This is a genomic window from Microbacterium sp. NPDC055665 (assembly GCF_053618035.1).
In genome coordinates this window covers 41,231-64,349 of the sequence record NZ_JBSHGY010000013.1, presented here as the reverse complement: position 1 = coordinate 64,349, position 23,119 = coordinate 41,231, and the positions used below count along the sequence as shown (strand labels likewise).

Here is a 23,119-nt window from a genome sequence, read left to right as displayed (position 1 = left end):
GGAGTTCTCACGTTCTGAAGGACCGATTCGAGCATCCGATCCTTCATTCCGCGAGATCTCCTTCGAAACGGGTCCTCCCCGACCGCGCGCCGAGGTGCTGCAGTCCTGACCCCGGACACCCCAAGGGCCCCGACGTCCCCAGAACGTCGAGGCCCTCTGAGAGCGCCGCGGCTGCAGGCCGCGACACCCTCGAGCAGATGGTGTCCGTGTCGTATTCACGCTCCCCAGCGCGCATGATTCCCCAGATCCGACTGCGCCTCCCTCGCGCCTCAACCCTTCGAGGCCCTTCGCATGGCACCTTCCGAAGAACAGGAGCGTGCGGCACCCGTTCTGATACACCGAATGGAGGAAAAGGTCAGAACCCGTCACCGTGGCACTGGAACGGCGCGCTGAGGCCGGTGTCGACGGTGGCCCGGGCGAGCGCCACGGCGGGGGTCGCGCCTTCGGAGAGCCCGATGTGCACGGCGCTCAGCAGCTCCGCCGCCACCTCATCGGGCACGGCCACCGGAGCGGCGATCACGCAGTCGGCGCCCGCGTGCAGCCACACCCGCGTCATCCCGAGCGCCTCCTCGCCCCACCGCACCGAGGAACGCCCGAGCTCGCACGCCGAGAGGATCACGGTCGCCGGGACGCGCGGGATCAGGTCGACGTCGTAGCCGAAGAGGATGCCGTCGGCGAGCTCGAATCCCGAGAACAGCGGGTTGTCCACCGCGTGCCTGCCGTGCGCGGCGATGTGCAGCACGTCGCTGTTCGACGCGAGGTCGGTGGCCGCCGCCACCGTCGCCTCACCGCTGTCGAGGATCCGCGTCGCCACGCCGCCGCCGCTCCAGGCATCCGCTGCCCGCCGCACCTCTTCGCCGGCGCGGGGGACGCGGGGCCCCGCGGCGAATCCGATCATTGACGGGCGTCCGCGGACGACGGTCCCGCTGCCCAGCAGTCGCGAGACCGACGTCGCGAGCGTGAACGGGACTCCGGCCATGCCCGGCAGCATCGCCCACGGCACCCCGCCGAGCGCTCCGGGCACGGTGATCGCCAGACGACGTGCCGACGGTGCCGCCGAGAGCAGCGGCGCGAGCAGCTCGGCATCCAACAGTGCCAAGCGTGTGGCGAGTGCGCGTGCGGTCACGGCCCCCATCAGCCCGCCGCGGGTGAGCGCGGCCATGTCGAGATCGGCGCGCAGACCGTCGAGTGCGGACTGCACCCGCGACCAGGACAGGTCGGCGACCGTGGCCCCCGACGACGTCACCGCGACGGCGTGCAGCGCGGAGCCGGTGAAGACGTATGACAGGACGGCGGTGTCGGGATCGAGCAGTGCCGTCGCCTCGGCGAGCCCCAACCGCTCACGGGTGCCGCCCGAACCCGTCGCGGCCCACTGCCGCTCGCGCACCCGGTCGCGCAGGGCGCGCACACGAGCATCCGTGGTCCAGTCCGCGCCCGCGAGCTCGGCGCGCAGCATCCGCAGTTCCGCCAGATCGACCGCCAGCGAGTCGTCGCGGGGAGGGCGCACCGGAGCGACCTGCTGGCTGAGGTGCCGGGCGCGCTCCGACCACTCGAACAGCGTCGCCGAGTCGTGCAGGCGGGCAGCGGCGGAGAGACCGGCGTACATCAGGTCGCTTCCGTGCATGGCGACCGAGGCCTGCAGGTCGAGGGCGCCGAACGACTGCTGCCAGGCGGTGAGCAGTTCGAGTCCGTCGGCGGCGGCCCGCAGCGCGTCGCGGTCCCGACCCCGTGCAGCGGCACGCGCGGCTCGCACCTCGTGGGCGCGGAGGCGGAGCGGCGTCGGAGCGCTGTCGTCGAGTCGCGGGAGGCGCCCTGCCCCGTCTCGTCCCGCGCTCAGGCGCAGACCGGTGGCCTCGGTGCGGAACCCCGCGTGGTCGAGGGCCCTGGCGGTGCGGGCGAAGGCGGGCGCGTCGATCGGCTGGTCCGGCTTCGCCCGCTGCCGCGCTTCGAGCCGCACCGCTTCGGCACGCGCCGCCCATCCCTGGTTCCCGAGCGCGGTGAAGTGTCGTGCCGACGTGCGGGCGGTGCGCTCGGCGGCAGCCGGATCATGCCGCAGCAGCGAGCGGGCGAGGTGGAACTCGGCTTCACCCCTGGCCTGTCGCATCCGCTGCGCGCCGAACTCCGCGGCGACCCGACCCAGCAGGGCCTCCGCCTCGGTGGTGAGGCCGGCGTCGCGAAGCACCTCTGCGCGGTCGAGGTCGCTGATCGCAGCAGCCAGATCGCTGATCGCGGCGAGCGTCGGACGGGAGCGGGTCATCAGTGTGAGCGCAGTGACGAGGTCGCCGCCCAGCAGCGCCGCGTAACCCAGGTTGTGCCGCGCTTCGGCGAGCGGCTCCTGATCGTCGTTCGCCTCGTACACGGCCACCGCGCGCCGCAGATCTTCGACGCAGGTGTCGAGCTCCCGCCGCTGCATCCGCACGACCGAGCGGTTCATCAGGCAGTTCGCGAGCTCGGTGGTCTCGTCGCCGATGGCGGTGAACGTGTCGATGGCGCGGCTGAGCTCGACCTCCGCCTCCGCCAACGTGCCGGCGTGCATGAGGAGGACGCCGAGCTGGCCGCTGAGCACGGCGATCGTTTCGGAGCGCAGCCCGGAGCGGCCGAGCGCGTGTCGGCACAGCTGCTCGGCGGCCGCGGGTTGCCCGGTCTGAGCGAGCACGTAGGCGGACGTGCCGTCGATGCGGGCGCGCAGATCGGGATCCTCGGTGCGGGAGGATGCCGCGTCGAGCGTGCGCCGCGCCTGCGTGAACCGCCGCGCGTTCGCCGCCTCGACTCCGCGCCGATGCAGCTCGTTGGCGGACAGGGGCATCCGTCCAGAATGCCCTGCCCCGCGGCTGCGCGGAAGAGCACGGGTGCAGGCCGTGCGCCCGCGGCATCCTTCGGCGAGTCCGCCGGGTGGGCCTACGCACGGATGTCGGGAGGAAGGTGTGCGGATGTCGGGAGGAATCACGGATGCCGGGTGACACGCCGAGGTTCCGTCCGACGGGTGTGCATCGGTCCGACAAGTGGACCGGCGGACCGGGCGGGGACGCGACGGGACTGGGCGGGAGCCGGCGGGTCGGGGTGCACGGATGTCGGGAGGAATCACGGATGTCGGGTGACACGCCGAGGTTCCGTCCGACGGGTGTGCATCGGTCCGACAAGTGGACCGGGCGGGAGGGGACGGGCCGGGACGAGTGCGGGAGGGGACGTGCGGGGACGGGACGGGACGGGACGGGACGGGACGGGGCCGGGCGCCGCGCACCAAGACGGACCGCCCGTATCGGTGCGGACGGTCCGTCTCGGGGGTGGTCAGGCCGGGTCGACCGGAGTCGGCAGCGACTTCAGCACGGCGGCGACGGCCTTCTTCGCGGCATCCGGGGTGGCGCCTGCGACCGGCACGGTGCCGAGCTGCGCGGCGATGCGTCCGGCGACGTACGGCGCCGCGAAGGATGTGCCGCTCCAGATCGCGAACCCGCCCCGATAGTCGTCGGGATCGATCGTCTCGCGGCGGATGCCGTCGACGTCCGCACGTGTGGCCGCCTGGGAGCCGCCGACGAACGCGGGCGAGGTGCTCACCACGGCAGCGCCCGGCGCGTAGGTCTTCACCCACGGGCCCACGTTCGAGAAGAGGGCGACCGACTGCGCCGAGGGGTTCAGCGCGCCGACCGACACGAGCGGGGTGCCGTCGTCGTGCGGGATGCCGTTGTGCGAGTCCGGCCACGGCCACAGCGACGCCGGGAACGAGGGTCGATCGATGGCGTCGTTGCCCGCCGAGCACACGACCACGCAGCCGAGCTCGCGCGCCTTGGCCAGCAGCTGGTGCAGGGTGAGGCTGAACATGCCGTCGGTCGGCGTCTCGTGGTAGTAGCTGAGCGACAGGTTCAGCACGTCGATCGGGAAGCCCGTCGTCGGGTCCTCCCGGTGGCGGATCAGCAGCATCACGACCTGCGCGACCGTGTCGAGCAGGGTGCTCTCGTCGACCACACCGAGTGCGCCCGCCACGCGGATCGAGAGGATGTCGGCATCCGGAGCCGTCTGTCGGACGAGCCCGGCGATGAACGTGCCGTGGCCCGCGACCGCATCGATCGCGCCGTCGAGCTGCCCGTACAGGTCGGGGTAGCGCTCCGGATCGGCGTCGTCCGTGAGGCCCACCGGAACGCCGTCGAGGTCGACATGACGGGTGACGATGTCGTCGGGAAGCCAGGCGTGTTCGCCGCAGCCCGTGTCGAGCACCGCGACGACGGCCCGCCGCCCGCGCTTCGGAGCCGGTCCCCGCACGGGAGCCGGTCCCAGCCAGGTCACCGGCTGTCGCGCGCCCCGTCCGGGCTCGAGGTAGTCGTCGCTGCCTGCGGCGCCCTCGCCGCGCACCGGGTTCGTGCGGGTGAACGGGTTGGTCCGCGTGAAGGGATTGGTCCGGGTGAACGGGTTGAGTCCGACCGGGTCGATGGACAACACGTGGTCGAGGCTGGTCCGCGGCATGGTCGAGCGCGACATGCGCCGGGCGCGCTGGAGCACCCGCCATGCGTCGGGGGAGATCGGCGACTCCCCGCGCACGGGCTCGTCCGTGGTGGTCAGCCGCAGGCGCTGGAATCCCACGACGCCCGGCACGAGCTCCCCGTCACCGATCTCACGCGCTCCGTCCTCGGTCTCCAGCAGCCACCCGAACGTATCGGCCGCGTCGCGCAGCGTGCGCAGTTCACGGTCGTACGCCTCCTGATCGCCGAGCGTTCGGGTGATCAGGAGCCGCTCGGGCAGATAGGCGGTGGGAAAGGCGCGGATGCCGTCCACGGGCTCCGTGCTCGGGTCGAGGGCCGTTCCCCTGCGGATCGATCCCTCCGCGCGGTCCTGCCAGGTCCATCCCTTGGGCTGCTCCATCGTCATCCTCTCGGTGCGGGTCGCCCCGCGGCTTTATCGACGGGCGGTGCCCGTGGTCACAGCTCGAACTGCGGGGTCGCGAGCGTGCGCGTCTCGTCCCCGATCGCGGTCGTCAGGCGCACGCGCGTGAGACCGGGTGGCACCTCGTCGAACGCGAAGCGTCCGGTCTCCTCCGGTGAGGTGGAGATCGTCTTCTCGCCCTGGGTGAGGAACACCTCCGCGGCGCCGGTGTCGACCCAGCCGTCGACGCGGCGGCGGCCGGATGCGGTGGTCGTCACATGCAGCAGGATGCTGGTCGTGCCGTCGCTGAACTGCAGGGTGAGCGCATCCGCCTCGCCCCGCACGGCGCCGAGCTGCCCCTCGACGAGGGTGAGCAGCGCATACTCGCGGTTCAGCCCGTCGGCGGCGACGGCGGCGACCATGCGGTCGATCAAGCCCGCAGGCACGGGGTCGACCTCGCTCCACAGCGTGCGGAGTCGTGCGAACATCTCGGCGTCGTCGTGCGCGCTCATGCGAGTCCTCCTGCCTGGGCGGTCGGCGGTGCGTCCAGCAGCGCGCGCAGCTTGGCCAGGCAGCGGTTGCGCGTCGGGCCGATGCTCCCGATCGGCATCGCGAGGTCGGCGGCCAGCCGGGCGTAGTCGGGTCGGTCTTCGAAGGCGATCACGCGCAGGAGCTTCTGGCAGCGTTCGTTGAGGAGGCGCACGGCCGTCCACAGCCGGCGGTTCTCGTCGCCCAGCGTCGCGTGCTCCTCCGCCGAAGCCTGCTCGGGAAGAAGGGCGTCGAGGTCGTCGTCCACGGTGGTGTCGACCTTGCCGTGCGCTTTCGCGACCTTCCAGGCCTCACGGCGGGCGGTGGTCGTGAGCCAGGCCGATACGGCCCGGTGGTCGCTGATCGAGCCGTGGCCGCGGACGAGCTGCAGCCACGTGGTCTGCACCACGTCTTCGGCGAGCGTGCGTTCGAGTCCGTACGCGCGCACCACGTGCCAGAGCACGGGGGTCATGAGCCGTACGAGCTCGTCCATCGCGCGGCCGTCTCCCTCGCGCCATGCGTCGAACAGACCCGCGGCGCGCTCCCAGCGTGCGCGCCCGTCGTCCGAGGCAGGATCGAGAGCGGCGCCGGGTGCACCGTCGATCATGAAGCCCATTGTGATCACATCTACCAGGAGCACGGCAAGAGGTTTCTGATACATGACTTCATCCAAGAATTCCGCGGCTGATACGCGGTCGGACGCGGGGGTGGGTCTCGATAGCGTTGAGGGGTGATCGCCCTCTCCGTGCTGCTCTTCCTCAACGCCGCCTTCAACGCCCTCGTCTGGCCGCGGTTCTACAAGCGTGTGGCCGACGATCCGCGTGCGCGCGACGAGAACGGCAAGCCCACGACGTTCCTCAAGGTGCACGCGATCCTCATCGCGATCGCCCTGGTGCTCGCGCTGGTCTCGGCACTCGCCGGCATCGCCGCGCTGACCGGAGCCCTCTAGCGACGCACCGCTCGCGGATGCGGGTCAGGCCGACTCGAACTGCTTCGCGTGCGCGGCCCACTTCGACTCGACGGGGAGTGCGCGCAGCGCGCGGTTGCTCACAGCCAGAGCCACGGATGCGAGGCACAGCGCGGCGCAGAGCAGCAGCGTCCACTCGCGGCCGATCCATGCGAGACCGAAGCCGGCGATGAGGGGCGCGAGCGGCATCGCCCCCATGCCGAGCACACCGGCGGCACTGTTGGCGCGGCCGAGCAGGTGCGTCGGCGTCGCGACCATGAAGTAGCCCATCATCCCGGCGTTGAGGGCGGGCACGAGGAGCACCGAGGCGCCGAGCACCACGGCGATGGCCCAGGGCGACGTGACCGTCGTGAGCAGGATCACCCCGACCGCGGCGACCGACAGCCCCACGATCGTCAGGACCCCGGCCTTGATGCGAGGGACGAGCAGGGGTGCGCACACGGCGCCCACGAGCATCACCGCCCCGATCGATGCGCTCAGGGTGCCGATCAGGAGCTCGGAGTGGCCGTCCTGCTGGAGCGCATAGATGACGGTGGTGATCGCGGCATTGAATCCCAGGTTCACGACCGTGGTGATGAGCAGGACTCCGCCGAGGTCGGGCCGGGAGAGCAGCCAGCCGAACGCCTCGCGCAGCTCCGCCCAGGCGTTCGGCTTCGTCGGCGCGGCAGCTGGGGCGCCGAAACCCAGGTCATCCGTCGGGGCGACGGCGTGTTCAGCCCCAACGCGCCGCGGGTCGTCTGTGTCGTCTGCGTTTTCGCCGGCGGCTCCGGTGTCGACCACTCCCGCGCGGCGCGCCTGGCGCCCCAGCATCCAGGCGGTCAGGGCGGCGATCGCGTGGCAGAGCGTCATGACCACACCGACCGCCCAGCCGCCGAACCCCAGGAGCAGACCCCCGAGCGGTCCTCCCGCGAGCTGGAGCGCGGCATCCCTCCCCTGGTTCGCCGCCTGCGCGCGCCCCATGGCGTCGTCGGGCACGATCTCTTTGATCGCGCTCTCGCCGGCGACGTCGAACAGTCCGCTGCGTGCGGCGAGGAGCACGTCGATCACGAGAAGGGTTCCGAAGGTCATCGCATCGCCGAGCGCGAGCAGGGTGAACGCCCCCGCCAGCACGATCCCGATGAGAGATCCGAGCAGCATCAGGGCGATGCGGCGGTGGCGGTCGGCGAGCACTCCGCCGGCGAGGGTCATGAGCAGGCGGGCGACCATTCCCGCGGCGCCGATGATGCCGGCCTGTGCGGGGTCGTTCGTCACGATGAGCGCGAGCAGCGGGATCGCGAACCCGAACAGGGCGGCCGCGAGGCCTTTGCTCGTGTCGCTGACGAGCCAGGTGAGGTATCGCGTGTTGCGCCACAGGCGGTGCGGCTGGGTGACGGTGGTCATGAGTCGAGAGTAAATGCGCAAGAACAATTGCGCAAGTTCTATTGCGCAATTTCGGGTGCGGGTAGGATCGGCACATGACGGAGGACACCGCGAAGGGCACGAGCGAGGATCCCGTCTGGATGACCTCGGCCATGCTCAAGGCCTACTCCCACCCCCTGCGCCGCCAGATGATCCGCCTTTTCTCGCGGCGGGATCACCTCCGCGCCGCCGACATCGCCGCTGAACTCGGTGTGCCGGCCAACAGTGCGAGCTTCCATCTGCGCGCGCTCGCCGATGCCGGTCTCATCGAAGAGGCGCCTGAGAAGGCCCGCGACCGGCGCGATCGCGTCTGGACCGGACACAAGGGGCCGCTGAACGTGGGCGGCCCGGAGAGCCCGGTCGCCGATGAGGAGCTGGGCAGCGCCGTGATCGCCGCGCTGGTGGAGGACCACCAGGATCTGATGCGCCGGGTGACCGCCTGGACCCCCGAGTATGTCGCCGGACGCACGACCGAGGTGCACGCCGCCTTCACCCAGCGCACGATCCGGCTGACCGAGGCCGAGTTCGACGACGCGATGGTGAAGTTCAACGATGTGCTGACCGCCGCCGAAGAAGCGCACGACGACGCCGACCCCGACGGCCGCTACTGGCAGATCGACGTGATCGCCGCCGACGACACCATCTGACGCGGTCCGGATTCAGTCCTCGGTCGACGAGCCCGTTCCGCTGAGGATCAGGATGCGACGCAGGTGCATCGCGGAGAGCACTCCCGGGCCCATCGAACTGCGTTCGTCGACGGTGCGATCGTTCACGGTCTCGAGCAGGAGCCGGGTCGCACGGGCGGCTTCTGCGCGCGCACGGTGGTCCTCGCCGGATGAGGCGTCGCCGCGTGCGATGACCTCCGCCACCGCATGGCAGGCCTCCGACAGCGGCCCGGGCAGAGCGGGATCGAGCGGCAGCCCGGCCGGGCGGTCCCAGATGGTGTCGGCGATCTCGTCCGAGATGTCGCGGATGAGGTGCGCGATCCGGTCGAGTGCGGCGAGCTCCTCGTGGCTCTGCTGCATCCGCGGTCGATGGCCCTTCGCCCGGGGATTGCCGCGTCGGCTCTCGTCCGCCTCCGTCAGCGCCGCCCGCAGCTCGCCCGCCGTGTCGGCGAGCGAGGCCGCGTCTTCGGCCCACTGCTCGTGTTCCGGGGGCCACGATTCGGCCACCGCCGATCCGATGTCGTCGAGGTGCCGGGCGAGCTGTTCCCGGAAAGCCTCCAGACGTGCCGCCGCCACGCCGGTGAGCGGCGCGGGGGCGATCAGGAAGTTGACCACGAGTCCGACGGCCACCCCGACCGCCGTCTGGGTCAGGTAACCGAGCGAGTAGTCATCGGCGTTCTGCCCACCGATGATCAGCACGAACAGGGCGGCCATCGGGATGTACTCGCGTCCGACGCCGAACCAGCCCGTGCCCGACAGCAGCACGCCGACGCCGACGACGAGGGGGATGGTCCACCACGTCGGCCCGACCGTGAGCACCACGATCGTGGCGAGGCCGATTCCCGTGGCCAGCCCGAGCAGTGTCTGGAAGCTCGACTTCGCGGAGCCCATCAGCGTCGGGTACATGCTCAGCAGGGCGCCGAGCGGGGCGTAGTACGGGTATTCGTCGGTGACGCCGGGCATGTGCGGGGCGATCATCCAGGCGAGTCCGACCGCGAGCATCGTCTTCGCGACGAGCAGCAGGCGGGCGGGGAGGACGGCATCGTGCAGCGCGCGCGCGATGCCCGCACGTCGAAGGCGGGGATGGCTCTCGGCCACGGCATCCTCCCTTGGTCGGTATCGGATGGTCCGGTGTCGGATGTTCTGCAGGAGCGGTGCCGTGATCGTACGCACCCTCGACCCTGGAACGCGAACGGGTTGCTTCCGCGAGCGTGCACCGGTAGCGCGCGAAGACGCCGGCCGCCCGGGAGGGGCGACCGGCGTCGACGAGGAACGCTCGGCGTGGGTGGCAGGCCTACGGGATGGTCCGTCGGAATGCCAGGAAGGAGACGGCCGTCAGCACGGCGACCGCGACGAGCCCCCACAGGGCCAGGCCGACAGCGCCGAGATCCAGGATCCCCAGCCAGACCTGTTCCCACATCTCGAGCCGTGTCGCGAGGAAGGCGAGCCCGACGAGAACCAGGGTCAGCGCGATGCTGACGATCATGAGCACCAGCTGCCCCCAGCTCTTGTAGATCGTCGCCCCGGTGAAGCCGATCACGAAGAAGAACAGGGCTAGGGCGAAGTAGGTCACGAACGCGCCGAGCGGCCCGGCTTCCCACACCCACGGGAGGTGGAACACGTAGCCGTTGACCCCGTAGCCGTTCGTCGCCAGCTCGATGCCGCCGCCGATCAGGAACAGGATGCCCATGAGCGCGCTGGCCAGGACCGCGGTCAGCATCGTGCCGAAGAAGAACTCACGACGGGTGATGCTCATCGCCTGCGAGAACGGGAAGGTGAGCGTCATCGCCGACATGCCGACGGCGAAGAAGTACCAGAGCGGAGCCTGGCCACCGCCCCCGTATTTGGGGGTGTCGACCGGGATCAGGGCGTAGATGAGTATCGAGATCACGACGGCGGCCGCGAGGATGACGAGTGGGTACCAGACGAACGTGCCCTTGTTGATCAGCTGCAGGCGGATGACGTTGAATGTGCGTCGCATCAGCGGGCCTCCTCTTTCTCGATGGAGCCGGTGGCGGAGTGGGCGTCCGCCTTCTGGGTGAGCCGCACGATCAGCTGCTGCAGCGAGACCGGGGCGAGATCGAGACCGGATGCGGCGATCTCGGCGCGCTCCTCCGCGGAAAGCGTGCCGAGGACGGTGACGGATGCCACGCGCCCGAGAGCCTCGCGGTGCAGCACCTCGCGGCCCTGGATCCAGCCTTCGATCTTGGCGGCATCGCCGACGATGGTCACGGCACGGTCGCGGACGGTATCCGTGTCTTCGTGCAGGAGGATCTGACCGTTGTCGATCACGATGACCTTCTCGATGAGGTTGGAGACCTCGTCGATCAGGTGCGACGACAGGATGATCGTGCGCGGGTGCTCGGCGTAGTCCTCGACCAGGCGGTCGTAGAAGATCTGCCGGGCGACCGCGTCGAGGCCCAGGTACGGCTCGTCGAAGAACGTGATCTCGGCGCGCGAGGCGAGACCGATGATCACGCCGACCGCGGAGAGCTGACCGCGGGAGAGCTTCTTGATGGTCTGCTTCATGGGCAGCTGGAACTCGGCGACGAGCTCGTCGGCGAACGCCTGATCCCAGTGGGGGAAGAACAGGCTCGCGGCCTTGAAGGCGTGCTTGGGATACGCGTCGTCCGGGTACTTCTGGCTCTCGCGGACGAAGCAGATCCGGCTGAGCACGTGCGCGTTCTCGTAGGGGTGCTCGCCGAACACCTTGATGGTGCCGGAGGACTCGAAGTTCTGCGCCGTGAGGATCGACATGAGTGTCGTCTTGCCGGCGCCGTTGCGACCGAGGAGGCCGTAGATCGCGCCTCCCTCGATGGCGAGCGACACGTTGTCGAGCGCTCGCTTCTCCTTGTAGCGCTTGCTGAGGTTCTGCACCTCGATGACAGCGGTCATGCGGGGGTCTTCCCTTCTGAATCAGTGGTCAGTGCGGCGCGCTGCCGGAGCAGTGCGGCGAGGTCGTCGGCGCCGAGTCCGAGCGTGCGGGCCTCGGCGAGGAGCGGGTCGATGTAGCGGTCGGCGAACAGGGCGCGGCGCTCGCCGAGGAGGACTTCCCTGGCGCCGTCGGCGACGAACATGCCGATGCCTCGGCGTTTGTAGAGCACTCCCTTTTCGGTGAGCACGGCGACTCCCTTCGCGGCGGTGGCGGGGTTGATCCGGTAGAACGCGGCGAGCTCGTTGGTCGACGGCGCCTGGGCCTCTTCGGCGAGCGATCCGTCGACGATCGAGTCCTCGATCTGCTCGGCGATCTGGAGGAAGAGCGGCTTGCCTTCTTCGATCACAAGTCCTCCGGTGGGTTGGTGGGTTAGTTACTTGACTAAGTAACCATAGAACCCGTCCGGTGTCAACCCCTGCCGCCCGTCGCCCCCGCCGTCCCCGTCGTCCGTCGTCCGTCGTCCCCGTCGTCCGTCGTCCCGTGCACAACTTCGGAGATCGCGCGCGACTCGCCGGCCTCGGGGTGGCACGGCCGGCGTGTCGGCTTCGATCTCCGAAGTTGTGCCCGGGGAAGAAGTGGGCAGGACAGGGCAGGGCAGGGCAGGGGAGGACAGGGTCAGGTGGGGCGGTGGTCGCGCCAGTCCTCGACGATCTGCAGCATCCGCGCCGAGAGGAAGCGGAAGAACTCGGCGAGCTCGACGGCCCGGTCATGGGCGCCCTGATCGTCGTCGTGCTCGGCGGCGATGTCGTCGATGTACTCCGAGAGGCGGGCGTACACGGGCATGTTCCCGACGATCGAGCGGTAGAACGGATCGTGCACGAACTCGTAGCGGTCGCGCCGGTCGCCGGGGCGGGAGCGCCGCTGGATGAAGTGCAGCTGCTGCAGGTAGCGCACCGCGCCGGACACGGCGGCGGCCGAGACGCCGAGACGCTCGCCGAGCTGCGCTGCGGTGTATCCGCCCTCGGGCGCCGCGACCAGCGCCATCATCACGCGCGCCGGCATCCGCGGCATCCCGGCAGCGGTCATCATGGCCGCTGCCTGCTCGGCGGGTTCGATCCCCCGATGGGAGGCGGATGCTGCGCCGAGGGCATCGCCTGAGCTCGCGGCATCCACGTCGGGTCCGTTCTCGGTGCTGTCGTCGGGCATCGGGCTGCTCCTACGCGCCGGGGGCGAACTCGCGTCGTCGCATCAGAGCCGGGGTGGCCGCGCCGCCCCCGGCGAGGGCGAGCACCAACCACCAGAGTCCGCGCACATCCACACCGCTTCCGTCCACCACGGGCGTCACCGCGAAGGGGGAGATGTTCGCCGTCCACTCCGGCAGCCCGAACAGCGGCCCGAACATCCCGAGCATCGCCGCCAGCAGCACGAGGCTCCATGCCAGGGCGGTCGTCGCCCGGGGAACGAGCACGAACGCGAGGGCGGCGAGCACGGCGAACACGGCCGCCGCGACCGCCTGGCCGAGGCCCGCCACCGCGACGATCCGGTAGAGGGAGTCGTCGCCACCGTTCGCCCAGACGCCGATCCAGGCCGCCAGCACGGCGGCGGCGATCACGATCAGCACCGAGACGACGCCGACGATCACGAAATCCGCGAGCCAGCGCACGCGTCCGATCGGGGTGGCGAGCACGGCTTCGGCGGTTCCGCGGGCTTCCTCCTGCCGCGCGCGCACGACGGTCTGCACCGCGCAGCAGGCGGCGAGGATGCCGAGCAGCGTGAAGAACACCGTCACGACGACCTCGTCGAGGCCGCCGGTCGCGCCGCCGATCTTCGTCAGGATCTCGGCGACGGCAGGGTTCTCGCCCGAGATCTGATCGACCAGGCCGCTCAGCGTCGTCGCCAGGATGCCGGTGATCGCACCGCCGACCGCCCAGCCGATGATGGAGCCCGAGGTGAGCCGCCACACGAGCGCGTGCGGGGAGGCGAGTGCGGGTCGGGCCGACACCCGGCCGCGACGCTCCGCCACGAAGCTCGCATCGATGTCGCGCAGGGACTGCAGTGCCAGGGAGGCACCCGCGAGCACGACGCCGAACCCGACGCCGAGGACCATCGGCCAGACGAGATCGGCATCGTACGGGCGCGTCTGCTCGGCCCATCCGAACGGCGACAGCCACACCGGCCAGGCGCTGGTCATGCTCGACAGGTCGTCGCTCGGGGTCCCTGCGGCATTGCCGATGCCACGCACCAGGAACGTCGCGACGAGTACCCAGACCGTCAAAGAGTTCGCCCCGCGCGAGGTGCGCATGAGCTGTGCCGCGACGAGTCCGATGCCGAGGAACGCGATGCCGCAGCTGCCGGCCGCCGCACCCGCGAGCCACGACCCGGCGGCCGGGAGACGGGTCGCGATCAGGGCGAGCGAGGTGAGCAGCGCGAGGACGATGTTGGCCAGAAGACCGTGCACGATGGTGGCGAGAGTCGGCAGTCGGCGCCCGGCCGGGGTCGCCCACACGAGTTCGGCGCGACCGGCCTCCTCATCGCCGCGGGTGTGGCGCACGGCGAGGAACGTGCTCATCAGGGCGGCGAGGAGGGCGAGCCACGGGAGGATCTCGAACGCCAGGAACGCACCCTCGGAGGTGCCGGACGGCAGGCCACGGAACATCAGGATCACCGGGTTCGCGAGCGCCGCGGCGAGGATGTTCTGCCGGTCGGCGAGCGTCGCATACGACTGACTGACGCCGGCGTATCCCGCGAACGCCATCAGTGCGGTGCCGACGATCCACAGCGGCAGTTGCACGCGGTCGCGCCGCAGTCGCTGCTGGAGCAGCACGGCGAAGCGCGTCATCATGCACGCTCCTTCTGCATCCGGCGTTCGCGGCGGCTGGTGGGGACCACGTCGTCCGGACCACCGTCTTCCGCCGCCTCGAGCGTCGCCAGGTCGTCTCCGTAGTGACGCAGGAACAGCTCCTCCAAAGAGGGCGGTGCCACCCGCAGGTCACTGATGCCGAGTGCGGCGAGTGCGGGCAGCACGGTGGCCGTGCGGTCGCTGTCGACCGCGAGGCGGATCCGGTCCCCGTGCTGCCCGGGGTCGTGCACGTCGGGGATGCGGGTCACCTGTTCCAGGGTGGCTCCGGATGGCGTGAACGAGACGTCGCTACGGGTGAGGTGCCGGAGCTCCGCCAGCGTGCCGGTCTCGACGATGCGTCCGGCGCGGATGATCGACACCCGGTCGCACAGCTGCTCCACCTCGCTCATGATGTGACTCGACAGCAGCACGGTCGCACCGTTCGCGTGGGCGCGGGCGACCTCGCGCTGGAAGATCACCGCCATCAGGGGATCCAGTCCGCTGGTCGGCTCGTCGAGGATGTAAAGGTCGGCGGGCACGGCGAACGCCGCGATCAGCGCGACCTTCTGCCGGTTGCCCTTCGAGTACGCGCGGCCCTTCTTGCGCGGGTCGAACTGGAACGCCTCCATGAGCCGCTTCTTCTCGTGCTGGTAGGCGGCATCCTTCGTGCGGGCGCCGCGCAGACGCGCGAGCAGGTCCACCGCCTCTCCGCCCGACAGGTTCGGCCAGACGCTGACGTCGCCCGGGACGTACGCGATGCGTCGGTGCAGGTCGACCGCGCGCTCCCAAGGGTCCTCGCCGAACACGGTCGCGTCGCCCGACGTGCGGTGTGCGAGGCCGAGGAGGATGCGGATCGTGGTCGACTTGCCCGCGCCGTTCGGGCCGAGGAAGCCGTGCACCTGGCCGTGCTCGACGGTGAGGTCGAGGCCGTCGAGCGCGTGCACGTGGCCGTAGTGCTTGGTGAGGTTGCGGGTCGTGATGACGGTGGTCATGCGCGGGAGCGTACGCCCGTTTCACAAACTTGTGAATCGGCCGAAATCAACGCATGCGAAATCCTTACGACGCCTGGCCGGCACAACTTCGGAGATCGCGCGCGGCTCGCCGGGTTCACGGTGCCACGCCCGGCGTGTCGGGCCCGATCTCCGAAGTTGTGTCGGCGGATGGGGACGGCGGGTGGACGACGGCGGGCGGATGCGGGCGGGCGGCGGGAGCGGGCGACTGCCGCGTACAGTGGGCTGGTGCCGGAGTTCCCCTACAGCCGCCTGCGCCGCTGGCCCGATGTCGAGGCGGACAACCTCCAGGCGTACGACGCCACGGATCTGCTGCTCGTCGAGCGGGCGCTCTCCCTCGACATCCCCGGCTCAGAGACTGCCGTGATCGGCGACGACTTCGGGGCGATCACGCTCGCTCTGACGGATGCTGGGCGCCACGGCATCCGCGTGCATCAGGATCTCGCGACCGGTCGCCGTGCCCTGCAGCGCAACGCCGAGGACCTCGGACTCGTCGGCCTCCGCGGTGCTGCAGGCCGAAACGGAGACGAGGACGATGCGGAACGGCGCGTCGAGGGGCGGCACGCCGACGGTGAGCCGGATGGTCTGGGTTCTCGCACCCCCTTCACCGCGCACGAGCTCGACGCCGAACTGCTCTCCGGTGCGCGGCTCGTGCTGCTGCAGCTGCCGAAGTCGCTCGCGGAGCTCGAGGAGATCGCGGATGCCGTGGCCCGCTGGGCCGCATCCGACGTGGTGCTCGTCGCCGGCGGCCGCGTGAAGCACATGACCCTGGCGCAGAACGAGGTGCTCGGGCGCAGCTTCGCGCACGTGCAGCCCCAGCGTGCGGAGCGGAAGTCTCGGCTGATCGTGGCATCCGGCCCGCGTATCGTGCCCGCCGATCCACCGTTCCCGGTGTCCGCACAGCACGACGGACTGACTCTGACCGCGCACGGCGGGGCGTTCGCCGGCGCTCGCCTCGACATCGGCACCCGGGTGCTGCTGGAGGTGCTCGGTCTTGACGGTGGAGCCCTTCGACAGGCTCAGGGACCCACCTCCGGTTCTGCGGGTGGGGCGTCTCGTCTCGCTTCGCTCGCTCAACGACCGACGTCCGGTGCCTCCGCCCGTTGGGTCGCTGAGCCTGTCGAAGCGTCGCGGCACGTGCTCGACCTCGGCTGCGGCACCGGTGCGCTCGCCGTTTCGTACGCCCTCGCCCACCCCGAGGCGCAGGTCATCGCCTCCGACCGGTCGGCTGCGGCGGCCGCATCTGCGCGGGCGACGGCCGCCGCGAACGGGGTCGCCGACCGCGTCACGGTGATGCACGACGACGCGGCCTCCGAGATCCCGGACGCGAGCATCGATGTCGTGCTGCTGAACCCGCCGTTCCACCTCGGCACGAGCGTGCACACGGGTGCCGCGACCCGTCTCTTCGAGGCCGCCGCGCGGGTGCTCCGACCCGGCGGAGAGCTCTTCACCGTGTACAACTCCTCGCTCGGATACCGTGCCGAGCTCGCCCGTCTGATCGGCCGGACGGAACAGCGGGAACGCACTCCGAAGTTCACCGTGACGCGCAGCATCCGGAGCTCCGAAACGCCCGACCTCTGACCACGGCGCCGCCGACGCGCGGATCGTTGAACACTCGTGCAATCCCCCGGTCAGCCGCCGAAACCCACACCCCCCACGGCCCCCAGGATTTGCCCCTGATCGGCCATTTCGTTACGTTGGAATGCGGGCCTGACGGTCCGAAGACCAGTCCGCGGTCACGTCCTTCTTTCGATGAGCTGTGCTGCGAAGAGGCGTGGGCGTACGGTCGATGCTCTATCGCGGCGGATCCGAAATCCGCCGTCTGTGCCGCCACAGCGATCATGTCGAACGGCCCCGAGAGCCTCACCCGGGCGTAACCGAAGCAGGCTCAGCCACCCGAAGGCGAGCCGCGGGGGAAACGTGTCCGAAATCGCTCTTGAAGCGCGCAATCTATACAAGGTTTTCGGTAAGAATCCGAACACCGCCGTCCGTCGATTGAAAGCCGGTGAGAGCCGCGCCGCCGTCGCGGATTCCGGTACCGCGGCAGTCATCGACGCCAGCTTCACCGTGAACCGCGGTGAGATCTTCGTCATCATGGGCCTGTCCGGATCGGGCAAGTCCACCATCATCCGCATGCTCAACGGGCTGCACGACGTCACCGACGGAACCGTCACGGTGAACGGCGACCCCATCACCGGGATCCCCGCCTCGAGGCTCCGCGAGATCCGTCGCGACCGCATCTCGATGGTGTTCCAGCACTTCGCACTGCTGCCGCACCGCACGGTCGCCGCGAACGTCGCGTACCCGCTCGAGCTCAAGGGCACACCGAAGGCCGAGCGCCTGGCCAAGGCCGAGGAGATCCTCTCGCTCGTCGGTCTCGAGGGCCAGGGCGAGAAGCTCCCCTCCGAGCTCTCCGGCGGGATGCAGCAGCGCGTCGGCATCGCCCGTGCGCTCGCCGCCGACAGCGACATCCTGCTGATGGACGAGGCGTTCAGCGCCCTCGACCCGCTCATCCGCCGCGAGATGCAGGAGCAGCTGCTCGAGCTGCAGCAGAAGCTCCAGAAGACGATCGTGTTCATCACGCACGACCTGAACGAGGCCATGTTCCTCGGTGACCGGATCGCCGTGATGCGCGACGGCCGCATCGTGCAGATCGGCACGCCGGAGGACATCCTGATGGACCCGGCCAACGACTACGTCGAGCAGTTCGTGCAGGACGTCGACCGCGCCCGCGTGCTCACCGCCGCGAACGTGATGGAGCGCCCGCGCCCCGTCGTACCGCACACCGCCGGCCCCCGCACGGCCCTCCGCCAGATGCGGGATGCCTACATGTCGGCGACCTACGTCGTCGGCCGCGATCGCCAGCTCGTGGGCGTCGTCACCGATCGCGATGCGGTCAAGCTCGTGCGCAACGGCGCGACCACCCTCGACTCGATCATCAAGCCCGTTCTGCAGAGCGTGCGCGAGGACGAGGTGCTGATGAACCTGTTCGTCCCCGCCGTCGAGTCCCCGCTGCCGCTGGCAGTGGTGGATGCCGAGGGGCGGCTGGCCGGTGTGATCCCGCGCGTGACGCTGCTCGCCGCGCTCGGCCCCGGACCCGGCGCCACCGAAGAGATCATCCTCCCGATGATGCCGATGCCGCAGGCCGAGATCGACGCCGTGCTCGATGACGGGTGGACCGCCGACCCGGTCCCTTCGACAAGCTCAGGGACCCAGGTCGAGACGGAGGAGGTGCGCTGATGGACGGCTTCCGCATCCCCGTGGGGACCTGGATCGAATCCGGCGTCGACTGGATCAAGGCCAACCTCGACGGTCTGCTCGATGTGATCTCGTTCGTCGTGACGTTCCTCGTCGACGGACTCACCTCGCTTCTGCTGCTCCCGTACTTCTTCGTCGTGATCGCGATCGCCGCACTCATCGCGTGGCTGGTGCGTTCGTGGCAGCTCGCCATCGGCACGATCATCTCCTTCACGCTGATCGTCGCGATGGGACTGTGGGTTCCCGCCATGCAGACCCTCGCTCTCGTGCTCGTGGCAGCGGTGATCGCCGTGCTGATCGCGGTGCCGCTCGGCATCTGGTCGGCGCGCAACGCCACGGTCAGGGCCGTGCTCAAGCCGGTGCTCGACTTCATGCAGACGATGCCCGCGTTCGTGTACCTGATCCCCGCGATCGTGTTCTTCAGCATCGGCGTCGTGCCGGGCCTCGTCGCGACGGTCATCTTCGCGCTGCCTCCGGGCGTGCGACTGACCGAGCTCGGCATCCGCGGTGTCGACTCCGAGACCGTCGAGGCGGGCCAGGCCTTCGGCGCGAAGCCGGGGCAGATCCTGCGCGGTATCCAGCTGCCGCTCGCCATGCCGACGATCCTCGCCGGCATCAACCAGGTCATCATGCTCGCGCTCTCTATGGCGGTCATCGCCGGGATGGCGGGTGCCGATGGCCTCGGGAAGATGGTCGTCGAAGCGATCTCGACCGTGAACATCGCCAAGGGCGTGGAGGCCGGACTCGGCGTCGTGCTGATCGCCGTCTACCTCGACCGCGTCACCGCCGCACTCGGAACGCTGGGACAGAACCCCGGTTCGCTCCTCGCGGTCATCCGTCGCCGCGGTGCGCAGCGCCACGTGAGTGCCGCCGCGGCATCCGCTCCGACCACGGAGACGCCCGTCGAAGAGAAGGAGCTCCAGAATGCGTAAGCGCAGGATCATGACCATCGCGGCCATCGGCGCCGTGGGTGCCCTCGCCCTGTCCGGCTGTGCCAGCGACGGTGCCGGCGGCACCATCGAGCTCGGCGGCGGAGGCGGCAACACCGGCGGCGGAGGGGACAAGGGCACGATCACGCTCGGCTTCCTTCCTTCGTGGACCGACGGGCTCAGCACCGCGTATCTGCTGCAGGACCAGCTCGAGAAGATCGGCTACGACGTCGAGCTGAAGACGCTCACCGAGGCGGGACCGCTGTACACGGGTCTCGCTCAGGGGGACGTCGACCTGTTCCCGTCGGCTTGGCCCGAGGTCACGCACGCCGAGTACATGGAGACCTACGGCGCATCGATCGAGGACCTGGGCACGTACTACGACAACGCCCGGCTGACGATCGCGGTGCCGGAGTACTCGGAGCTCACCTCGATCGAGGATCTCGCGGGCGCCGATCTCGGCGGCAAGATCTACGGCATCGAGCCGGGGGCGGGGCTCACGGCCCAGACCCAGAAGATGCTCCCCGCGTACGGTCTGGACAGCGAGTACGAGCTCGTCACCTCGTCGACCGCGGCGATGCTCACCGAGCTCAAGTCCGCGACCGAGAAGCAGGAGGACATCGTCGTCACGCTGTGGCGTCCGTTCTGGGCCAACGACGCCTTCCCCGTGAAGGACCTCGAAGACCCGAAGGGTGCGATGGGCACGGCCGAGGGTCTGCACTTCCTGGGCACCAAGGGCTTCGCCGAGGAGTTCCCGGAGGCCGCCGAGCTGATCGAGCAGATCAAGCTCGACGACGAGCAGTACGGTGCGCTCGAAGACCTCGTGGTCAACGAGTACGGCGAGGGTGAGGAAGCGGATGCCGTCGACGAGTGGCTGAAGGAGTACGGCGACCAGTTCGACTGGGTCGTCACCGGCTGAGCTGAGTTGAGCTGAGTCGCTGCCGCTCTGACTCGCAGCATCCGCTCTGAGTCGGCACGCGATACGAAGGAGATCTCGCGCTTCGAAGGACCTGTTCGCGCAGGCGCTCCTTCATAGGGCGAGATCTCCTTCATTGCGTGCGGGTTCTTTGCGTGCCGGGGGTTCCGGGCGCAAGCCCCCTTCCGTGCGGATGCCGGCGGCGTAGCCTGTGCCCGTGGACGGGTTCGCGGCGGTCGACTTCGGGGTCGCGCGCGAGGTGCTGCAGCGGGGCATCGCGGCGCTGTACCTCGTCGCGTTCGTGTCGAGCCTGAACCAGTTCCGTCCGCTCCTGGGCGAGCACGGGCTGCTCCCGGCGCCGGCCCTCCTCGAGTGGGTCGGGCAGAAGGCGGAGCGGCGGCGGATGCTGCATCCGACCGTGTTCTCCCGCATCCGCTACACCGACCGCCGGCTCGTCGCGCTGTGTGCGGCCGGCATCGTGGTCGCGGCGCTTCTCGTGGTGGGTATCCCGCAGTGGGGCCCGCCGTGGGTGCCGATGCTGTGCTTCCTGGCGCTGTGGCTCGGCTACATGTCGATCGTCAGCATCGGGCAGACCTTCTACTCCTTCGGCTGGGAGATGCTGCTGCTCGAGGCCGGGTTCCTCGCAGCTTTCCTCGGCTCGAACGACCAGCCGCCGCCCACGGTCGTGCTCGTGCTGTTCTGGTGGCTGGTGTTCCGGCTGGAGTTCGGCGCCGGGATGATCAAGATCCGCGGCGGACGCGAGTGGCGCGACCTGACGGCCCTCATGTACCACCACGAGACGCAGCCGATGCCGGGGCCGCTCAGCCGGCAAGCGCATCTGCTGCCGCGCTGGTTCCATCGCGGCGAGGTGGTGGGCAATCACCTCGCGCAGCTCGGGGTGCCGTTCTTCTTGTTCGCGCCGCTGCTGTCGCTGTGGGTGGATGGTCCGGTGCCGCAGGTCGTCGGCGCAGTGGCGGCATCCGTCGTGATCCTGACACAGTTGTGGCTTGTGCTGACGGGCAACTTCGCGTGGCTGAACTGGGCGACGATGGTCATCGCGTTCTCCGCGATCGGGCTGCCGGGGGTGGGGTCGGCCGACGTCACGCCACTCACCGACGCGCCCTGGACCCTCTCCGGCATCCCCCTGTACTGGGTCGTGATCACCTCGGCCGTGGGGCTGCTCTACGTCGTGGTGAGTGTGCCGGCGCTGCGGAACCTGTTCGCGCGGCGGCAGCTGATGAACGCGAGCTTCAACCGGTGGCAGCTCGCCAACGCCTACGGGGCCTTCGGCACGGTCACCAAGGAACGCATCGAGATCGTCGTCGAGGGCTCAGCCGATGAGGAAGGGGTGGAGTGGCGCGAGTACGAGTTCCGGGGCAAGCCCGGCGACGTGCGACGGATGCCGCGGCAGTTCGCGCCGTACCACCTGCGGCTCGACTGGCTGATGTGGTTCCTGCCGCTCGGGCACTCGTTCGACGACTGGTTCACCGCGTTCCTGGTGCGGTTGCTGGAGGCGGATGCTCCGACGCTCGCGCTGATCCGGGTCGATCCCTTCGACGGCGAGCGGCCGCGGTGGGTCCGGGCCGTTTCCTACCGCTACCGCTTCGCCACCCGCGCCGAGAAGCGCGCCGAGGGTGTGGTGTGGGTGCGGAGTCGTCGCCGCGTGGTGCTGGGGCCGTTCGGGCTGCGGTGACGGATCCCCCGGTTCAGGTCGCGTCCCCCGCTCCCGCCCTGTCCCCTCCGGCGCTCCCCCCGCTCCCGCAGTCCCGTTCCGGTCGCACTTTCTGCCGCGCCGGCGGCCTTTTGGCGACAGAAACTGCGACCGGAACGGGATGCCGGACGGGCCTGGACGCCGTCAGGCCTCGGCGGTCACCAGGGGGTCGGGCTTCGCACGCGAGACCACGTCGGCAACCTCGACCTCGAACCCGTTGCGGACCCAGTACTCGTATCCGCCGAGCAGCTCCCGCACATCGAGGCCGGCGTCGAGCAGCACGCGCGCGGTCGCCGTGGCGCCGTTGCATCCCGGTCCCCACCCGTAGACGACGAGCGTGCGATCGCGCGGGAGTGTCGCGATCCCCGACGCGATCTCGGCCTTGGGCAGATGCACCGCACCGGCGATGTGACCGTGCTGCCAGGACTCCAGCCGTCGCGTGTCGACCAGCACGGCCTCACCCGCAGCCACGGCCTCGTGCGCCGCGACCGCGTCGATCTCATATGCCAGGCGCGCATCGACATAGGCGAGCCGCGCATCGAGATCGGTCATGGGCGTGGCGCCGCACCGAGGATCGCGGCCAACTGCGGCAGCTGGGCGGGGTCTTCGAGCGCCGAGCCGACGGCGACGACGTGCGCCCCCGCGTCGAGGTACTCACCCGCATTGGCCGCGTTCATGCCACCCGTCGTCACGAAGCGCGCCTGCGGGAAGGGTCCGTTCATCGCGGTGAGCCACTGCGGACCCAGCACCGAGGCGGGGAAGGCCTTGAGCCACGTGAGGCCTGCGGCGAGGGCGGACTGCACCTCGCTCGCCGTGGCGACGCCGGGAAGGCTCAGCAGCCCCGCCTCCTGCGAAGCACGCACGACGTCAAGGTCGAGACCCGGGCTGACCGTGAAGGATGCGCCGGCGGAGACCGCCTGGGCGACATGCTCGACCGACACCACGGTGCCCGCGCCGACGACCTTGCCGCGCTCGCGTCCGGCGGCGGCGACGACGCGCAGCGCCTCGACGTCGTCAGCGGTCTGGATGGGGAGTTCGACGACATCGATTCCGAGATCCCAGGCGGTGGTCGACACGGCGAGGCTGCGTTCCGCCCCCATGCCGCGGAGGATCGCCATCAGCCGCGTGCCGCCGAAGAGCTCGTCGAATCCGGAGTTGTCCATCGTCAT

General features: G+C 70.0%; 21 protein-coding genes. 7 read left to right on the top strand and 14 right to left on the bottom strand.

What is annotated here, in order from left to right; genetic code table 11:
- Positions 1-355 precede the first annotated feature (355 nt).
- The 4 genes from ACWGO6_RS17935 to ACWGO6_RS17920 all read right to left on the bottom strand — a co-directional run bounded on the left by ACWGO6_RS17935 (position 356) and on the right by ACWGO6_RS17920 (position 6,043).
- Positions 356-2,806 carry a CHAT domain-containing protein gene (locus tag ACWGO6_RS17935; protein WP_452327521.1) on the bottom strand — a complete coding sequence of 817 codons (2,451 nt, stop codon included), beginning with the start codon at positions 2,804-2,806 and terminating at the stop codon, positions 356-358.
- A 482-nt stretch (positions 2,807-3,288) separates the two neighbouring features.
- On the bottom strand, positions 3,289-4,854 hold the full coding sequence (locus tag ACWGO6_RS17930) for a S8 family peptidase (RefSeq protein WP_452327520.1): 1,566 nt from the start codon (positions 4,852-4,854) through the stop codon (positions 3,289-3,291).
- A 56-nt stretch (positions 4,855-4,910) separates the two neighbouring features.
- On the bottom strand, positions 4,911-5,366 hold the full coding sequence (locus ACWGO6_RS17925; protein WP_136041731.1) for a hypothetical protein: 456 nt from the start codon (positions 5,364-5,366) through the stop codon (positions 4,911-4,913).
- Positions 5,363-6,043 (bottom strand): RNA polymerase sigma factor, encoded by a 681-nt coding sequence (locus tag ACWGO6_RS17920; RefSeq protein WP_452327519.1) that lies wholly within the window; start codon positions 6,041-6,043, stop codon positions 5,363-5,365. The genes ACWGO6_RS17925 and ACWGO6_RS17920 overlap by 4 nt, the downstream gene beginning before the upstream one ends.
- Positions 6,044-6,112: 69 nt before the next feature.
- Between ACWGO6_RS17920 and ACWGO6_RS17915 the strand changes: the two genes are divergently transcribed.
- Complete coding sequence (locus ACWGO6_RS17915) at positions 6,113-6,331, top strand: SCO4848 family membrane protein (protein WP_136041732.1); 219 nt, start codon at positions 6,113-6,115, stop codon at positions 6,329-6,331.
- 24 nt (positions 6,332-6,355) lie between these two features.
- Here ACWGO6_RS17915 and ACWGO6_RS17910 read toward each other — a convergent pair whose 3' ends face one another.
- On the bottom strand, positions 6,356-7,729 hold the full coding sequence (locus ACWGO6_RS17910) for an MFS transporter (RefSeq protein ID WP_452327518.1): 1,374 nt from the start codon (positions 7,727-7,729) through the stop codon (positions 6,356-6,358).
- Positions 7,730-7,803: 74 nt separating this feature from the next.
- On the opposite strand from ACWGO6_RS17910, the gene ACWGO6_RS17905 reads away from it, so the two are divergent.
- Entirely contained in the window at positions 7,804-8,394 is a 591-nt protein-coding gene (locus tag ACWGO6_RS17905; protein ID WP_452327517.1) for a helix-turn-helix domain-containing protein, read from the top strand.
- A 12-nt stretch (positions 8,395-8,406) separates the two neighbouring features.
- Here the strand turns inward: ACWGO6_RS17905 and ACWGO6_RS17900 are convergent, their stop codons facing one another.
- From ACWGO6_RS17900 to ACWGO6_RS17870, 7 genes are all read right to left on the bottom strand, one after another.
- Positions 8,407-9,510: an aromatic acid exporter family protein gene (locus ACWGO6_RS17900; RefSeq protein WP_136041735.1), complete on the bottom strand. Its 1,104-nt coding sequence runs from the start codon at positions 9,508-9,510 to the stop codon at positions 8,407-8,409.
- Positions 9,511-9,706: 196 nt separating this feature from the next.
- A complete protein-coding gene (locus tag ACWGO6_RS17895; protein ID WP_136041736.1) occupies positions 9,707-10,393 on the bottom strand; it encodes a hypothetical protein in 687 nt (228 codons plus the stop codon).
- Entirely contained in the window at positions 10,393-11,307 is a 915-nt protein-coding gene (locus ACWGO6_RS17890; RefSeq protein ID WP_136041737.1) for an ABC transporter ATP-binding protein, read from the bottom strand. Before ACWGO6_RS17890 ends, ACWGO6_RS17895 begins: the two co-directional genes overlap by 1 nt.
- Positions 11,304-11,693 (bottom strand): GntR family transcriptional regulator, encoded by a 390-nt coding sequence (locus tag ACWGO6_RS17885; protein ID WP_136041738.1) that lies wholly within the window; start codon positions 11,691-11,693, stop codon positions 11,304-11,306. Before ACWGO6_RS17885 ends, ACWGO6_RS17890 begins: the two co-directional genes overlap by 4 nt.
- Before the next feature lie 269 nt (positions 11,694-11,962).
- Positions 11,963-12,493, bottom strand: coding sequence for a GbsR/MarR family transcriptional regulator (locus ACWGO6_RS17880; RefSeq protein WP_452327516.1), 531 nt, complete (start codon positions 12,491-12,493; stop codon positions 11,963-11,965).
- Between the two features lie 10 nt (positions 12,494-12,503).
- On the bottom strand, positions 12,504-14,129 hold the full coding sequence (locus ACWGO6_RS17875) for an ABC transporter permease (protein ID WP_452327515.1): 1,626 nt from the start codon (positions 14,127-14,129) through the stop codon (positions 12,504-12,506).
- Positions 14,126-15,118 carry an ATP-binding cassette domain-containing protein gene (locus ACWGO6_RS17870; RefSeq protein WP_452327514.1) on the bottom strand — a complete coding sequence of 331 codons (993 nt, stop codon included), beginning with the start codon at positions 15,116-15,118 and terminating at the stop codon, positions 14,126-14,128. The genes ACWGO6_RS17875 and ACWGO6_RS17870 overlap by 4 nt, the downstream gene beginning before the upstream one ends.
- Positions 15,119-15,364: 246 nt before the next feature.
- Here ACWGO6_RS17870 and ACWGO6_RS17865 point away from each other — a divergent pair, with 246 nt between their 5' ends.
- The 5 genes from ACWGO6_RS17865 to ACWGO6_RS17845 all read left to right on the top strand — a co-directional run bounded on the left by ACWGO6_RS17865 (position 15,365) and on the right by ACWGO6_RS17845 (position 21,932).
- On the top strand, positions 15,365-16,717 hold the full coding sequence (locus tag ACWGO6_RS17865) for a class I SAM-dependent methyltransferase (protein ID WP_452327513.1): 1,353 nt from the start codon (positions 15,365-15,367) through the stop codon (positions 16,715-16,717).
- 339 nt (positions 16,718-17,056) lie between these two features.
- The gene (locus ACWGO6_RS17860) at positions 17,057-18,376 is read left to right on the top strand and encodes a quaternary amine ABC transporter ATP-binding protein (protein ID WP_452327512.1); all 1,320 of its coding nucleotides are present in this window, start codon (positions 17,057-17,059) and stop codon (positions 18,374-18,376) included.
- A complete protein-coding gene (locus ACWGO6_RS17855) occupies positions 18,376-19,326 on the top strand; it encodes an ABC transporter permease (RefSeq protein ID WP_452327511.1) in 951 nt (316 codons plus the stop codon). Before ACWGO6_RS17860 ends, ACWGO6_RS17855 begins: the two co-directional genes overlap by 1 nt.
- The gene (locus ACWGO6_RS17850; RefSeq protein ID WP_452327510.1) at positions 19,319-20,242 is read left to right on the top strand and encodes a glycine betaine ABC transporter substrate-binding protein; all 924 of its coding nucleotides are present in this window, start codon (positions 19,319-19,321) and stop codon (positions 20,240-20,242) included. The genes ACWGO6_RS17855 and ACWGO6_RS17850 overlap by 8 nt, the downstream gene beginning before the upstream one ends.
- Before the next feature lie 214 nt (positions 20,243-20,456).
- Entirely contained in the window at positions 20,457-21,932 is a 1,476-nt protein-coding gene (locus tag ACWGO6_RS17845; protein WP_452327509.1) for a lipase maturation factor family protein, read from the top strand.
- 162 nt (positions 21,933-22,094) lie between these two features.
- Here ACWGO6_RS17845 and ACWGO6_RS17840 read toward each other — a convergent pair whose 3' ends face one another.
- Positions 22,095-22,502, bottom strand: coding sequence for a rhodanese-like domain-containing protein (locus ACWGO6_RS17840; RefSeq protein WP_452327508.1), 408 nt, complete (start codon positions 22,500-22,502; stop codon positions 22,095-22,097).
- Complete coding sequence (locus ACWGO6_RS17835) at positions 22,499-23,113, bottom strand: bifunctional 4-hydroxy-2-oxoglutarate aldolase/2-dehydro-3-deoxy-phosphogluconate aldolase (protein WP_136041747.1); 615 nt, start codon at positions 23,111-23,113, stop codon at positions 22,499-22,501. Before ACWGO6_RS17835 ends, ACWGO6_RS17840 begins: the two co-directional genes overlap by 4 nt.
- Positions 23,114-23,119 lie beyond the last annotated feature (6 nt).